This is a genomic window from Lentiprolixibacter aurantiacus (genome assembly GCF_026241225.1).
Classification (GTDB): Bacteria; Bacteroidota; Bacteroidia; order Flavobacteriales; family Flavobacteriaceae; genus Lentiprolixibacter; species Lentiprolixibacter aurantiacus.
Genome location: NZ_JAPFQP010000003.1, coordinates 302726 through 317223 on the forward strand (window position 1 = coordinate 302726; position 14498 = coordinate 317223).

Annotated in this window: 13 protein-coding genes and 1 tRNA gene; 6 read left to right on the forward strand and 8 right to left on the reverse strand. The window is 43.4% G+C overall.

Features of this window, described 5'->3' with window-relative positions:
• Positions 1-4 precede the first annotated feature (4 nt).
• A tRNA-Lys gene (locus tag OO016_RS10805) sits at positions 5-77 on the forward strand.
• A gap of 129 nt (positions 78-206) precedes the next feature.
• Here the strand turns inward: OO016_RS10805 and OO016_RS10810 are convergent.
• Positions 207-1499 carry a hypothetical protein gene (locus OO016_RS10810; protein ID WP_266013579.1) on the reverse strand — a complete coding sequence of 431 codons (1293 nt, stop codon included), beginning with the start codon at positions 1497-1499 and terminating at the stop codon, positions 207-209.
• A gap of 371 nt (positions 1500-1870) precedes the next feature.
• Here OO016_RS10810 and OO016_RS10815 point away from each other — a divergent pair, with 371 nt between their 5' ends.
• Positions 1871-2536, forward strand: coding sequence for a DUF6799 domain-containing protein (locus OO016_RS10815; protein WP_266013582.1), 666 nt, complete (start codon positions 1871-1873; stop codon positions 2534-2536).
• Between the two features lie 76 nt (positions 2537-2612).
• Positions 2613-3518, forward strand: coding sequence for a hypothetical protein (locus OO016_RS10820; RefSeq protein WP_266013584.1), 906 nt, complete (start codon positions 2613-2615; stop codon positions 3516-3518).
• A 300-nt stretch (positions 3519-3818) separates the two neighbouring features.
• Here OO016_RS10820 and OO016_RS10825 read toward each other — a convergent pair whose 3' ends face one another.
• A complete protein-coding gene (locus tag OO016_RS10825) occupies positions 3819-4970 on the reverse strand; it encodes a DUF418 domain-containing protein (RefSeq protein ID WP_266013587.1) in 1152 nt (383 codons plus the stop codon).
• A gap of 100 nt (positions 4971-5070) precedes the next feature.
• Complete coding sequence (locus OO016_RS10830) at positions 5071-6192, reverse strand: helix-turn-helix domain-containing protein (RefSeq protein ID WP_266013589.1); 1122 nt, start codon at positions 6190-6192, stop codon at positions 5071-5073.
• Between the two features lie 233 nt (positions 6193-6425).
• On the opposite strand from OO016_RS10830, the gene OO016_RS10835 reads away from it, so the two are divergent.
• The 3 genes from OO016_RS10835 (at position 6426) to folE (ending at position 10488) form a co-directional block, all read left to right on the forward strand.
• On the forward strand, positions 6426-7937 hold the full coding sequence (locus OO016_RS10835) for a vanadium-dependent haloperoxidase (RefSeq protein ID WP_266013592.1): 1512 nt from the start codon (positions 6426-6428) through the stop codon (positions 7935-7937).
• A 30-nt stretch (positions 7938-7967) separates the two neighbouring features.
• Positions 7968-9392, forward strand: a complete 1425-nt coding sequence (locus OO016_RS10840) for an alpha/beta fold hydrolase (RefSeq protein ID WP_266013595.1) — start codon at positions 7968-7970, stop codon at positions 9390-9392.
• Positions 9393-9798: 406 nt separating this feature from the next.
• The gene (folE, locus tag OO016_RS10845) at positions 9799-10488 is read left to right on the forward strand and encodes a GTP cyclohydrolase I FolE (protein WP_439649330.1); all 690 of its coding nucleotides are present in this window, start codon (positions 9799-9801) and stop codon (positions 10486-10488) included.
• A 104-nt stretch (positions 10489-10592) separates the two neighbouring features.
• Here the strand turns inward: folE and OO016_RS10850 are convergent, their stop codons facing one another.
• The 5 genes from OO016_RS10850 to OO016_RS10870 all read right to left on the reverse strand — a co-directional run bounded on the left by OO016_RS10850 (position 10593) and on the right by OO016_RS10870 (position 14486).
• Entirely contained in the window at positions 10593-11252 is a 660-nt protein-coding gene (locus OO016_RS10850) for a hypothetical protein (protein WP_266013600.1), read from the reverse strand.
• A 6-nt stretch (positions 11253-11258) separates the two neighbouring features.
• Positions 11259-11693 (reverse strand): hypothetical protein, encoded by a 435-nt coding sequence (locus OO016_RS10855; protein ID WP_266013601.1) that lies wholly within the window; start codon positions 11691-11693, stop codon positions 11259-11261.
• A 75-nt stretch (positions 11694-11768) separates the two neighbouring features.
• Entirely contained in the window at positions 11769-12194 is a 426-nt protein-coding gene (locus OO016_RS10860) for a hypothetical protein (protein WP_266013604.1), read from the reverse strand.
• Positions 12195-12261: 67 nt separating this feature from the next.
• Entirely contained in the window at positions 12262-13656 is a 1395-nt protein-coding gene (locus OO016_RS10865) for an MBL fold metallo-hydrolase RNA specificity domain-containing protein (RefSeq protein ID WP_266013607.1), read from the reverse strand.
• Positions 13644-14486, reverse strand: a complete 843-nt coding sequence (locus tag OO016_RS10870; RefSeq protein ID WP_266013610.1) for an ATP cone domain-containing protein — start codon at positions 14484-14486, stop codon at positions 13644-13646. The genes OO016_RS10865 and OO016_RS10870 overlap by 13 nt, the downstream gene beginning before the upstream one ends.
• Between the last annotated feature and the right edge of the window lie 12 nt (positions 14487-14498).

Here is a 14498-nt window from a genome sequence, read left to right on the forward strand (position 1 = left end):
AAAAGACCTGGTAGCTCAGTTGGTAGAGCATCTCCCTTTTAAGGAGAGGGTCCTGGGTTCGAGCCCCAGCCGGGTCACGATCAAGTACAAATCCCTGCTAAAAAGCAGGGATTTTTGCTTTCAGGGAATACATAAGAGGAACAAGAAAGCACCCAAGTGGGTGCTTTCATTATTATTTAAAACAAGATAAAACTCATTGGCTTTGTTTAATGATGGTCGCCGCCACCGCCGCCGCCGCCGCTGCCGCCGCAATTACCCTGGCCACTGCCGCCGCCACCACCTTGGCCGCCGCCGCCTTCTTTCAGAGTGATGTCCATATAGGTAAGATTATTTACCGGATCAATTTTGGCTACACCACCTTTGGATTGTTCGCCATCGTCACCTTCACCATCATCTTCATGTGCTGTAGAAGCTATCTTAGCATCTTCCTCTTCTACTGCGTAGAAGATTTCTGTGAATTCATCAAAAAAGGTATTTAATGCCACCATTCCTCCATCCTGGTCAAGGCTAAATGTTATTCGATAGTCACCAACATCTTCATTGAGGTGTCTTACCTTCCAGGTATAACCATAAATAATTTTACCCTTTACATTCACTTCGGCATTGTAATATCCAGGCCCATCTTCGGCCTCATACACTGCCTGATTTAATATGGGTTCATTTATCAAATCCTCTCCTCCTTGTCCATGGGCCTCGGTCCACATCTTCAGATCGGAATCCCAGGTTAAATCTTCCGGACTGATTGAATCATGAGGAACATTTAATTTCTGGATGGTGAGTCGCGCATTGTGCGAATAAACCGTTGCTTGTGTTCCGGGTCCAAAAAGAACAGTGGAATCCAGTTCTGTTTGCAATCCATGAATTTCATCTATACCCCAGCTATCCACATGCCTCATAGCATATTCCACCGCTGGCGTAGCAAGATTTTCATATAATACTACTTCTACACGCACCATAGAGTTGATACCCCAATCAATGGATTCAAGATTATCACCCCAATCGATAATATCAACATTCACGGGTTCAGTAGCGTAAAAATTGTCTGCCTGCCATACATTAGATTCTACTTTCTGAATGTATGCCCTGTATACGGTACTGGTTCCGTCTCCAGGTTCAGTCCCGTCTGCACATAAGGAAGGCATTAGACTATTTGGCATACAGCTAAATACAGGGGCAGAAGGGTCAATAGGATCCTCTCCCCAAACATACCACCATTCTCCTTCCAGTACGACTTCTCCAGGTACTGGGGGTTCCCTCAGGGTTTTGGCAAAGCCATCCGACCAAATAACCGGGAAGGAAAGGTTATTCCCTGCTGTTGGTTCTTCATCAAAAACCAAGGGAGTAACGTCTTCCAACATTTCAGCTAATGATAGGGTATCCCGAATGATGTTTTCAACAATTACTTCTTCCGTAATTATTTCTTCCTCTGTACATTGGGCTAGTATAAGAAGTAAAAAAGCGCCCAATGCACTTAACAGGAATACTTGACATTTTTTCATAACTATATTATTTAGTTTAACAATTCACTTTCCCAATTTGCAACTATCCATTTCCACTCTACTCTTCTAGTGTAAATAGATTGACCAATATTAATAATCAGTGCTTACCTGTAAAATGACCGCCGTCAACTTAAGCAAGGTCAATGACATAAATCATTTCAGCCTAAAATGGAAAAAGTCTAAGTTCTTATTAAGGATGAAAAGCTTTGAATTCCGTGTTAAGAGGTTACGAATGGCGCCGGATCAGGAATATTTGAGGTATTAAAATTTTCCGTGCTATGCCGGATTCCGGAACCATATGACACAGATCATTTCATTTGGCCAACATGGCTTATACTTTTATCCTATTATTTATTATAAAACTTATTCCAATGAAAAAAGTATTATTACTAGCCGCATTTATAGTTCTAGGAACTACTGCGCTTACCGCCCAGGACCGGGATCAGGTCCAGGACCGGGATCAGGATCGATTAATGATGGTAGATGGTGACGTCCTTCAGATAAGGGATAGGGACCAAATACGTTTACAAGAACCCATAACCTTAAACGACGGCACCGTTGTTAATCCCGATGGAACTTATATGACCAGGGATCGCGAAAGGCTTCGATTGCGTGACGGGGAATGTCTGGATAGTGACGGGGTAAAATACCGAAATGAATACCAGTACAGGTACAAAGTACAACAAGAAAACAAAGGCCTTGCCCAGGCTCAAATCCAGGAACGGAACCAGAACAGATACCAGATCATGATGATAGAGGGGGAAGCCTTTCAGATCAGGAACCGCGAACAAAACCGCATTCAGGATCAGGTAAATCTCGGAGACGGTATAATTGTAAATCCCGATGGCAGCTACCAGAACCAGGAACGTAAGCAACTGCGTTTAAAAGATGGTGAATGCATCAATATGGATGGTGCCATGTTTAAAAACACCTATCAGCATCGAAAAATGATCTCCCAGAAAAAAATGATTGGGACCAAAAAGATGATGAATAAAGGTTTAAAAAAAACAACGAGGAAAAAAAGCACAACTAAATAAATTGGGATAGACGGGTTAAAGCGAAGGTGAAACATCCAATCCTTTTAACCCGTCGTTCTTTTTAAACTTCTCATCCATGCGTTACTACTTAAATCCCTGGATTTTGGCTATATTATTCCTGCCAATGGCACTTATCGCACAGAACGGGAAGAATACCGCATCAGAAATAACCGCTAGTGACGAATCTTTCTTTCTAACCGATATCAGCTACATCAATGATGCTGTATTTATGGGAAGGAGAGATTCAATAGCCGCCCCATATATCTTTCCTTCAATTGGTTACTTTGACAAATCGGGGTTCTTTGCGAATGCCTCCCTGTCATACCTTACCAGTTCTGATGAAAACCGTGTTGATTTATTTTTAATTAGTGCCGGATTCGTGTTTGAATGGGAAAGATGGCAGGCTGGAATATCGGGAACAGCTTATTTTTATAATGAGGACAGTTATAATGTAAGGTCAGAAACCGTTGGAGATCTCTCAGGATTCCTTACCTATGACCTGAAAATAATAGACTTATCACTACTAGCCAGCACCTTCTTCAACAATGGGAGTTCAGCAGATATTTTTGCCGGACTGATGCTGGACAAGGCCATTTACAGCAATGATAATAGTTTTGTAATTGATCCGACACTAACGATATATGCGGGATCGCAATATTTTTATGAGGAATATTACAATACCAGCAGGTTAGGAAACCGGAAAGGACAGGGAACAGGGACCGGCACCTCAGACCCTTTGACCCCCACCTCAGTGGAAATTAAAGAAGCCTCTAAATTCAAAGTATTGAGCATCGAAGTGGGACTTCCCATGCAATACCAGCATAATCATTTCATATTTTCCTTTACACCTGTTTTGGCATTACCACAAAGTAGTGCAACTATTACCACAGAAGAGGCAGTATTCGAAGAAGATCTCGAGAGTACCTTTTATTTTACAGCCGGTATTAGTTATTGGTTCAATTCGAAAAAAGCAATTAATTAAAGGACCCATAGCCTTTTACAATTTCTTTTTTTAAGCAACTTGCAAAAAACCCTCCTAAATAGGCGGGTTTTTTTAAGGTCTATTATTTAAGTATTGCGGTAATAAAAGAGTCGCAAAAATTAAGTGACAGAACTCAGCAAAAGATGGTGATAGCTATATTGAACAATTTAAGTGAAGACACTCCCGCTTTCACTCATTTTAAGCCCCTGGGGAGTGTCTTGTCCTAATCCATTACCTTGAACGCATGGTATGGTATAGTGCATAGGATTATCAAAGTCCTGGATATCACATATTCACTGCTTACTTTCTGAGTTTTGCCATGCCATAACTCACTTTCTTCCAGATGTATTCCAGTGGGCCCTGTGAATGTTTTTTAAGCCAGAGGTAACTCAAGCCTGTTTGTATCACAAACAGAAGTAGTGCTACAAGGAAGGTCTGTCCCATAGTTATCTTCCCAAAGAGTTGCAACAGATGTGTGCAGTGGTAGAAGAGGGTGAGGTAAAAAACAGACTGCAGGATATAATTGCTCAAAGCCGTACGTCCAACACTTTTGAAAAATACTAATACCGATTTGAATTTTGAATGCTGATAGGCACGGACAAATACTGATACATAAAGCAAACTATGCAGAATCATACCCCCAGCCAGTACAAAAGGTACCCAAAGAAGAGGAAGATCCAGTTCAATATCTCCTATAGTAATTTTATGGAATAAATAACTTGAAGCAATGCCAATTGTTCCACCCAGGATAATAAAATATGTAGATAGTCTCCTTGCCTTCTCTGAAAGACGGAAAAAATCCAGTTTCCCCAGTATTACCCCAATGAGCATGTTACCAAAAGTAAACACCAGTGTAATGGGCAAATCCTTAAGGAAGTTTGTCCATGGGTTCATGATAAAATTAATGACCCAGTACCGTGCAAAAGAAAGGGTTATAGGATATTCCTTGTCTAACGCATAATCGTAATCGTATATCTGCCATCCAAGGGCGCTATTTCCAATGAAAAAGATTCCAGTCAGGATAACATTAAATAGTATCGCCAGAAGTATCAATTTCTTCAGTGAACAATTGCGTACCAGTAATAGAAAAACGCCACCCAGGGCATAAGACATAATGATGTCGCCATTCCAGATTCCATACGAGTGGATCAGCCCTATCAAAAAGAGTAGTCCCATGCGTATCAGGAAGTAATTCCTGAAGTTGACACCTTTTTCTTCTGCCCGCGTCATCTGAATGTAAAATCCGAATCCGAAGAGAATGGAGAACGCGGTGATAAACTTCTTGGAGATCAAAAAATTAGACAAAAATGTCAGCACAGTATCCCACTGTCCGCTGATGGTTTCCGGGCCCGCATAGGGCACATTGGCCAGGAGCACACCAAATAAGGCAAATCCTCTCAGGGCATCTACTGCCTCTATTCTCGCCCCCTGTGAAATTGGTTGTAGTTTCATAATAGTATGATTAAAGGTTCTTTTACCCAATGACGCGGGTGCAACTCGATTGCTACAGTAATAAAGGGGTGGTTATGTACGGATTTCAGAAATCAGGACATCAAACCTGTCTGAAGTGTCCTGGGGAATGGCCAGTTTGTTTTTTGAAGGCAGCATACATAGCAGAGCGCGATTTGAACCCCGAATCCGAACCAATACCTTCTACAGATAAGTGGCTGTAAGCAGGATCATTTAAATTGTCCAGGGCCTCTTTTACCCGAAAGCTATTTACCCACTCCGCAAAATTGTTCCTGAACTTGCGATTTATGCAGGCTGATATCAAACGGGGGGAAACATCAACTTCACGCGATAGATCGTATAAGGTCAGATCATGTCGGGTGTAAATTTTGCTCAATCGCATGAATTCCTGTAACTGGATTCCCAGTTCTTCGTAATCCTCGGGATTTGAATTCTCCGGAGCAAGCTGTTCCTTCTTTTCCCCTCTGGCTGAATCCGGAAGTTTATCCAGTAGATTTTTCTGCTGATAGGCTTTATAGCTCAGAAAGTAGATGAAAATGATGACCAAAAACCAGATTAATGTGGTGTAAATGGATTCCCCCCTGCCGCCGAGGAGAATCCAAATCAATTCCATTCCCCAGACCAGAACAATGGGAATTATTGCCAAAACAAACTGCCATAACCACCTGATTTGCAGTAATTCCAGATCAGAATAGGTGTTTTTGACAAGATTGGAGTATTTGAGGATTTCCCAGATGGATATAATGATGGCGGCGATCGTAAAAAAGAAGGCATAATACTGCATGATCATGAACAGGCTTTCTATCATGCCAAAGTCAAACAATTCGTAAATGGTTTGCCCTTTCAAAACATATATACAAACATTGAACAGGGTAACCAGAAGAAAGGAAAGCGCAAAGGAATAATGTGTTTTCAGCAGGCCGAAATAATGCCTGACTCTGCCCAATTTCTCAAGGACATAGTGCAGGAAGAAGATGGGCAATAGCATCTTCACTTCCGGCAATGTAAAATATCTATCGGTAGAATATCCCCAAATACTGCCCAGCGGTATAAAAGTCAGCGCCTCAAGGACAAAAGCAAGTATAAAAAGCCCAAGTAATTTATTAGCAAGACTCTTGTGCTTGCTGGAGAAAATATAAAGCCACCCGAGAAAAAGGCCTTGCAATAGTGCGGCCCATATAAAGATATCTACTAATCTTTCCATGGAAAAGTATTACCTGCAGTTCCACATTAAAGATACTCTTTTCAGGATGATTTATATAAAGTTGGAAATCCCCGGTTTAGTGACCCCTAAATAAAAAACATAGATAAATTAAGATCCATTTTTTGATAAGGACCTTACGTGTCTTAGTTAGAAAATTGCCTCTGTTAAACTTCCTCATATTTGATTTTAGTGTTAATAAATTCTTAATTTTACAGCTGTTTAAATCGCCTTTAATGAAAAAGTATATTGTGCTCCTGCTAACCCTTTCGCTGGTGCTGGGATGCAAACAAAAACAAGATCAAAACACCCAAAACGAAACTACACAGACCGAAGAACCCAGAGGGGTTGACAACCTGGCTTACCAATGGGGGCAAATGGCCCTCACTGCCACAGCCAACGACACAGAACGCTTTCAGCCAAGACCAACGATCACGTCCCGTTATCTGGGCCTAATTTTTATCTCCGTATTTGATGCCTGGTCGCGCTATGACGCTTCGGCTATTCCCGTATATCTGGAAGAGGTAGACAGGAGACCGGCTGAAGAACATAACCTGAAAAACAAAGAGGTTGCTATCAGTTATGCGGCCTACCGGGCTATGAGCGAATATTACTATTCCGATAAGGAACTCTTTGCCAATTTTATGCGGGAGTTGGGACTGGATCCGGAGAATGAGTCGATTGACCCTACAACCCCCGAGGGTATTGGTAATCTTGCTGCCCTGGCCGTTATTGAGGCCCGGAAAGGAGACGGCTCCAATCAATATGGAGAAGAAGAAGGCTCCAATGGAGAACCCTATTTTAACTATACCGGTTACGAACCCGTGAATTCCGCAGACGAAAACGTGGATATCAACCGCTGGCAACCCAAATATTTTTCAGATGGTAAAGGCGGTCAGTATGCCCCCGGATGCCTCACGCCGTTTTGGGATAAAGTTGCTACTATTTCCATAAAATCTGCCGACCAATTCCGCCCAGGTCCTCCCCCAATGGTTGGGTCTGAACAATTGAAAGAAGAAGTGCAGGAAGTAATTGAAATGCAGGCCAACCTGACCGATCATCAGAAAGCACTGGTTGAATTCATGCGGGACGGGCCCCAATCCGTACAACAGGCCGGTCACTGGCTGAAATTTGCCCAGGACGTATCACGAAGGGATAACCATACCCTGGATGAAGATGTGAAAATGTACTTTTTCAACCAGGTGGTTGCCATGGATGCCTTTATTGCTTCCTGGGATTCCAAGATGTTCTATGACTACGCCAGGCCCTACGCCCTGGTGCACGAATATTACCAGGACCAGGTGATCAAAGCCTGGGGAGGAGAAGGAAAAGGCATGATGGAAATGGATGGTAGCCAATGGCGGCCTTATTCCCCTGAGACTTTCCTTTGTCCGCCATTCCCAAGCTATGTATCCGGACACAGTACCATCAGTGGTGCCTGTGGGGAAGCCTTAAAACTTTGGACGGGTAGCGACGAATTTGGAGAGGAAGTTGAATTGGTAGCAGGAGCCCTGACCGAGCCTGAGCACCTCGGAGATACAGTTACCCTGAAATTCCCAACCTTTACCGAAACAGCGGAAATGGCCGGTATTTCCCGTGTGCTTGGGGGATATCACATTCAGGCTGATAACGTAGCCGGACTGGAACTGGGACGTAATGTAGCCCGTGAGGCCTGGAAATTTTATAACAAACATATCGGTAACCCTCCGGAAGACATAAAAGAAAACGAAAGTAAAAGTACCCCCTAAGTTTTGTAAACGAATTATAACTTGTAAATGATGATAAAGCACATCACGGTGTTGTTCTTCATAGCGCTGCTGCAGCTGGGTTGGTCTCAGGAGCAAGCTCCGCTTCCGGAAGGTATGGATTGGGTACCTAATACCGAAGATGTGAAAGCCGGGGCTATTTGGGTACCTGAAAACCACGATGCCCCCGAGGGGAAAAAAATTCGTATCTCCTATCTGGTTATCAAATCCGGGGATAAAGCAACGCTAAATTATCCTGTTATCTACTTTTCAGGAGGCCCAGGGGGAAATACCCTGAATCCCGGTATGGTAAATTTTTTAATGGAGCAGCCCATACTGGGCTCACGGGATGTCATCTTATTCGATCAACGTGGGATAGGATACTCCTCTGCCCTACCTGACATGTCTTTTGAGGCTTTTGATATCCTGGCTAAAGATGCCGATTTTGAAGAAGAATTGACCCTCACCCGGGCTATGATCAGCAAGTATCGGGATAAATGCAGAGAGGCAGGGATACAACCGCAATTTTACAACAGTTTCCAGAATGCCCGTGATGTGGGTATGTTGTTCAAACATCTGGGCTATGAACAATACAACCTGATGGGCGGTTCCTACGGGACACGCCTGGCTCGTGTAATACAGGATATGTTTCCGGAATACATTCACAGTTCAGTACTCGATTCCCCAGCTCCCCTGAGCAGCGATTTCCTCCTTAGCCGGTTGGAAAGCTACTCACTGGCATTGGGCAGGATATTTGACTATTGCAACCAATCCCCAGAATGCAATGAGCAATACCCTGAACTTAAAGCAGATTATTTTAAAGCCATTAATGCGCTGGAGCAAAACCCGGTTGAAGTAAGCCTTAATGATTCCCTCAAGGTTGTAATCAATGCCCAGGACGGGATATACCTGCTTCGTCGGTTGCTGTACCAGAATAATGCCCGGGAAAAAGCACCAGAACTGATCAAAGCCTATCTCGAAGGCAGTGGAGAGGTACTCAATGAGGTACTGCAGTTTGAATACCAACTAACGGGAGGACTTAACCTGACCATGCTCCTTTCCGTAGAGAGGTATGAAAATTTCAATCCGGAACACACGGCAGAAATCATTGCCGAACAGTACAAACAACATCCGTTGATTCCTGTTAAGCTTGGATTTTTCGACGCCTTTTACCAGGCGGGAATGGAATGGCATGCCGCCAGTCTCCCAATAGCAGATCGAACCTTTAAAATTTCAAACCTTCCTTCTTTGATTCTAGTGAATCGTTTTGATCCGGTTACTCCTCCAGAAAATGGGTATCTCTTTAAAGAAAAACTGAGTAAAGGACAGTTGTTGATTCTGGATGAAGGCGGACATGGCGGTGGAAATCAGGCTTGCAAAAATGCTGTAATTAATGCATTTATGGACAATCCCTCGGCCCCGTTGGACACCTCTTGTCTAAATTTATTTAAGCAGTAAAAAAAGCAACTTATTTAGCTTTTCTAATAAAAAGGAGCCTCCGCAGTCCCCATAAAAATCAGATTTCACAACCTAACTACTAAATTCAAGTCTGACCTTTATTTCATAGCAATTTCTTCCCATCAAAGGGTTGGGACTGTCAGAAACTCCTAATTCAAAGATAAATGTTTTGTTTATTATTTTATTCTACTAATTAAACATTTAATAAATTTTTATCATTCTCCTGTCCATGTTATTAAATCCATATTGTAAAACATAGTTTTTAACCTTATTTACTGCCACTCTAAGTTTTGTTTAAACTTTAACATTTTTATTTAAACATTTTATTACTTTTATAACAATTGAATTTAGCATAACAATAGTTAATGTCAATTTGAAATATTTTAAAATGAAAGAAGACAATTCCATGTGGGATACCCTGATAGACTCAAAAACCCTTTTAAACGGTCACGCGCACGATTCACTGGGGGATGACCATTTCTTTACCGGCGGACTGGAAACTCCTATGAAGAAAGATGCATTCGCTATGAGTGATGAAGAAAAAAAGCAAAATATCGCCATGCTGTTTGCTCAGATTATGGATGTTCTGGGGCTCGACCTCAATGACGATTCGCTGCGAGGCACACCACAACGTGTGGCTAAAATGTATATCGATGAGATCTTTTCAGGGTTAGATCCAAAGAACAAACCGAAAGTAGCCCTCTTCGACAATAAGTATCGGTACAATCAGATGCTGGTGGAAAAGGATATCACTTTTTATTCCAACTGTGAGCATCATTTTGTACCCATCATTGGCAAAGCCCACGTGGCCTACATATCATCAGGAAAAGTGATCGGATTGTCCAAACTGAATCGCATGGTACAATACTATGCAAAACGGCCACAGGTACAGGAACGACTTACTAATCAGATTGCCGTAGAACTGCAGCAATTACTGAAGACAGAGGATGTAGCCGTAATTATCGATGCCAAACACCTTTGTGTTTCCTCAAGGGGTGTGCAGGACGACAGTTCGGCAACAGTGACCTCCTTTTACGGCGGAAAGTTCAATACCCCGGAAAAGATCGCAGAACTGCAACACTATTTAAAAAACTAATAACACGAACTTACCTACCATGTTGTTCCTCCTTATTTGTTATCTGATTAAAAAAGCCTCCACGAAATGATGAAGGCTTTTAAGGAGGAGCAACCTGCTATTCGTTAAGGTACAATGACAGGTTCAACAATATCTTCCTTGTGGAAGATCAGGTCCTGTTCCATCATGGCCACAACAAGCAGTTCCACATAATCGTCTACCGTTTTACGGATGGATGCCGGGTCAGTAACGTCAATGGCACAGCGCCAGATAAGGCTTCTTTCCTTACCCACACAAATGCAGTAAAGGGAAGTCTCCACATGGTACACCGTGAATTCATCATAATAATCCGCATCGTAATAAATATCCTGATGGGAAAGGTAATCGTCCCTGAACCTATCGTCATAACCCTCAATATCTGCCATGCGCTGACGAAATGATTGGCGGTTTTCAGATCCCAGGACCTTGGTAAACAGGATGGCGTCGAAATCCCTGGCCAGAAGTTGTTCTTCAACCTCATCGAGTTCCACATCCGTTCTGGGTGTGTTGGTAAATTCCACATCGAACAGATCGATGCTTCGCATGGCTTCCACCCCATTTCGCTTAAATTCGCGTACCATTTTAGTTTCAAACATTTCCCTACCCTCTTCATTAGGGGTCATCCCAACTACCAAAACCTTGTAGGCGTCAAAAACGACGATCTCCGGGTTCTTCCAGGTGCTTACGATCTGTGCCGAAGAGCATCCCATTAAAAAAACTAACAGTGTTAAAAGTACTTTTTTCATGATTGCCTAATTGAGGAGTCTGTTTTGCTTTTCTTTTTTTATAATCTCACTAAGCAAGTTGAACAGTTCCCTCTTGAGGGCCCTATATCCCTCCAGGTAGCTGCCCATAAGTTTCATGAGTTCTAAATGAGAATCACGGTAGGCCTTTTCCATTTTAGGCTGATCTACATCATCTATCATGATCTCCAGTTGGTTTTCGTGAACCTCCACTTGCTTTAGCAGGGCATTTTGCTCGTTCTCAGCGTCGAGAATAGCACCAACAATTTCTTTACTCTTATCGTAGATATTGTGTTCAATAAGTTCGGATGTAAAGGACTTTACCAGACCGTTGAGGAACAGCTGTTCGTCCCTTACAAATTTCAGCTCAGAAATCCAGGAAAGGGTGGCCTTATGCATCTCTTCCGGACTAATCCATTCGATGTAGCGAGGTTTTGTTTCCATAGTTTACCTTTTTGAATATGCCAGGCTTTGACGTTTCAAGTTATTATGTTTTTAGGCCTTATGCCATGACCAAAATCAGCAGTCTGGCCTTCGCTTTCTGAGAATCCCACCCGCATAGTTGAATATTTCCGATTTGAGCCACTGAAAGTCCTGTTGAAAAAGCAGATACGCTGCCTGAAATTCCCCGTGGCGGCTGGCATAACCGTCATCTATACCTTCCTTTCGGGACTCCAGTAACCCACTTAGTTCATTCTCGTGATCAAGCAAGGCTTCTGCGATTTCTTTCATACGAATTCCGATCTTTTGAACGCGTTCCTTGTAGTCTTGCAGGCGTTCAAACAAATTTGGCGTATCCGGTTCAAAAACATAGGAACACATGAGGTTTTCGATAAACCTCAGCTCATCTTCAATAAATTGGAGGCTAGAAATCCAATTTTTCGTTGCAGCATGGAATTCCTGGGTAACTTTAATTCCTTGCTGATTTTTAGCATCAGGGTTCATAGCTTGAGGATTTGCCTATAAAATACCCTTCCAGCGAGGAGACTACAATGATTTTGATCAGCCTGTTCTATACCCAGATCGTTACGGCTTCATTGAGCCCGGGAATCTTCGGATGCCACCCCATAGTATCCCGAATACCTGACTGAAAGCCCTGCAGGGCCTCTGGTTCCCCGTGGATCAGAAAAACCCCTTCCGGGATATTTTTTATGTTGCCCAGCCATTTCATCAGGTCTGACTTGTCTGCATGGGCAGACAGGCTTTGTATGTGGTGGATCCCGGCATTTACGCTGTAGTATTTCCCGAAAATCTTAATCTCAGGCTCCCCTTCCAGGAGTCGGCGGCCGCGCGTCCCTTCAGCCTGATATCCCACCAGCAACACCTCTGTCTCCGGGCGGGAGATCAGTTGCGTAAGATAGGTAAGAATCCTTCCACCAGTAACCATTCCACTCCCAGCGATGACAATCTTGGGTCTTGGATCGTCGACCACCTCCCAGGTCTCCCGGTAGGAACTTACCAGCTTAACGTGCCTGCACATGGCATAATAATCCGCCATCCCAAGTTTGTGGCAGTCCGGAAAGCGCTCAAAAACCTCAAGTACGTTTTGCCCCATTGGGCTGTCAACCACTACGGGGATATTTGGGATGCGGTTATGTTTGTATAAACGCCACAAGATAAATATGAGTGATTGCAAGCGTTCTACAGCAAAGGAAGGTATCAATAAATTACCGCCCTCCAGGACAACCTTACGCGTAAGTTCAGCAAGTTTCCGTTCCACATCCTCATCTGGGTGTAGTTTATTCCCGTACGTACTCTCCACAAAAAGATAATCGGCCCATTTAGGCTCCTTGGGCGCATCAAGCAACAAGTCACTGTACCTCCCGAGGTCTCCGGAAAACACCAGTATCCGGTCGTTTATATTCAATTCAATATAAGTGGAGCCTAAAATATGACCGTTGTAAAGAAAGCGAAACCGAATATTTTCCGAAGCTGAGACCCATTGATTTTCCTCTACAGCCCGAAAGAGTTCTATTGCACTTTCAGCTTCTTCCAGGGTATAAAAAGGAAGTGCAGGCTTATGCCTGCTATATCCCTCCTCATTTGCCTTTTCAGCTTCCTCTTCATGGATTCTGGCACTGTCCCGCAGGATAATTTCGGTTATGGCCAGAGTGGCTGCTGTACCCAGGATTTCCCCTTTAAACCCTTCTCTTACCAGCCTTGGCAGATAGCCGGTATGGTCCAGATGTCCATGGGTCAGCAAAACCAAATCAATGCTATGCACTTCTATCGGAAAGGGATGCCAGTTCAATTCGCGCAGGGCTTTTATCCCCTGAAACATCCCGCAGTCGACCATAATTTTAACTTCCGGGGTATCCAGGTAAAATTTGGATCCCGTAACAGTACCGGCAGCACCCAAAAAGCGGATATTCACCTGCATCGACCCTTTTTCCTTCAGACTTGGCATAGTCCGGCAATTTCGCTTAGAATCTTTTTCTTCCTTGTTTCGGAGACTCCCAAATGGTCCAGGAAGAAGGTATCCCTCATTAATTGCCGGCAGAGGACCACATCCCTGCTGAGCAAAAATTGTTTTTCCCGGTTACTCAATAAGGTAGAAACTGTAATGGGATAAAGACCCAGTCTGTCAATGCGCTCCTTAAGGCTATGCTTTTTGGGGTAATCCCAGCTCAACAGGTATAGGCCCATACATTCCCCATAAACCTTGGCATCCTCTGTAAACCGAGTATTAGTAACCACCCAGGCCTCATCCGGCTGTTTGGTTTTGCTATACCCCCTGTCCGGCGAAGCTTTCACATCCTCATATCTTGAATTAATATACAATGGGATTTTCACATTGCAATTACGCCCCTGCTCCCCGTGGAATTTGCATTCTACGAGAATAATCCTTTCACCTTTTACGGCCAGTACATCAATTTCATGATCCACACAGCGTCCGCTGAGGACCTTTCCAACCTCAGTGCGATACCCTGAATAATGCAGGATTTCGTGAACAAATTTTTCAAAAGGAAAACCGGTAGGCCCCAGTTCGTAAATGGCTTTTTTGAGTTTGTATCGGGAAGCGTACAGGGGTCTGGTTTTCTTCAATATTGCGTAGGCCCGGTTATAGAGCTCTTTGGTTGTAATCCCTTCGTAAAGCTCTTCCTTTACCTGCTCCAGAATACTGCTGACCAGGTCCGGATGCGCCCCACTGCGCTCAAGGGAATGCCTGAGTTTCTTTTCCGAAAAGGGCACAGATTCCCCGGAATACTTAATGATATGAACAAGCCTTTCGGACATTTTGCCTAGTTG

Bases quoted from the DNA above. Each gene is read 5' to 3' on its own strand.
- OO016_RS10810 (WP_266013579.1), bottom strand. From the start codon at position 1,499: ATGAAAAAATGTCAAGTATTCCTGTTAAGTGCATTGGGCGCTTTTTTA.
- OO016_RS10815 (WP_266013582.1), top strand. From the start codon at position 1,871: ATGAAAAAAGTATTATTACTAGCCGCATTTATAGTTCTAGGAACTACT.
- OO016_RS10820 (WP_266013584.1), top strand. From the start codon at position 2,613: ATGCGTTACTACTTAAATCCCTGGATTTTGGCTATATTATTCCTGCCA.
- OO016_RS10825 (WP_266013587.1), bottom strand. From the start codon at position 4,970: ATGAAACTACAACCAATTTCACAGGGGGCGAGAATAGAGGCAGTAGAT.
- OO016_RS10830 (WP_266013589.1), bottom strand. From the start codon at position 6,192: ATGGAAAGATTAGTAGATATCTTTATATGGGCCGCACTATTGCAAGGC.
- OO016_RS10835 (WP_266013592.1), top strand. From the start codon at position 6,426: ATGAAAAAGTATATTGTGCTCCTGCTAACCCTTTCGCTGGTGCTGGGA.
- OO016_RS10840 (WP_266013595.1), top strand. From the start codon at position 7,968: ATGATAAAGCACATCACGGTGTTGTTCTTCATAGCGCTGCTGCAGCTG.
- folE (WP_439649330.1), top strand. From the start codon at position 9,799: ATGTGGGATACCCTGATAGACTCAAAAACCCTTTTAAACGGTCACGCG.
- OO016_RS10850 (WP_266013600.1), bottom strand. From the start codon at position 11,252: ATGAAAAAAGTACTTTTAACACTGTTAGTTTTTTTAATGGGATGCTCT.
- OO016_RS10855 (WP_266013601.1), bottom strand. From the start codon at position 11,693: ATGGAAACAAAACCTCGCTACATCGAATGGATTAGTCCGGAAGAGATG.
- OO016_RS10860 (WP_266013604.1), bottom strand. From the start codon at position 12,194: ATGAACCCTGATGCTAAAAATCAGCAAGGAATTAAAGTTACCCAGGAA.
- OO016_RS10865 (WP_266013607.1), bottom strand. From the start codon at position 13,656: ATGCCAAGTCTGAAGGAAAAAGGGTCGATGCAGGTGAATATCCGCTTT.
- OO016_RS10870 (WP_266013610.1), bottom strand. From the start codon at position 14,486: ATGTCCGAAAGGCTTGTTCATATCATTAAGTATTCCGGGGAATCTGTG.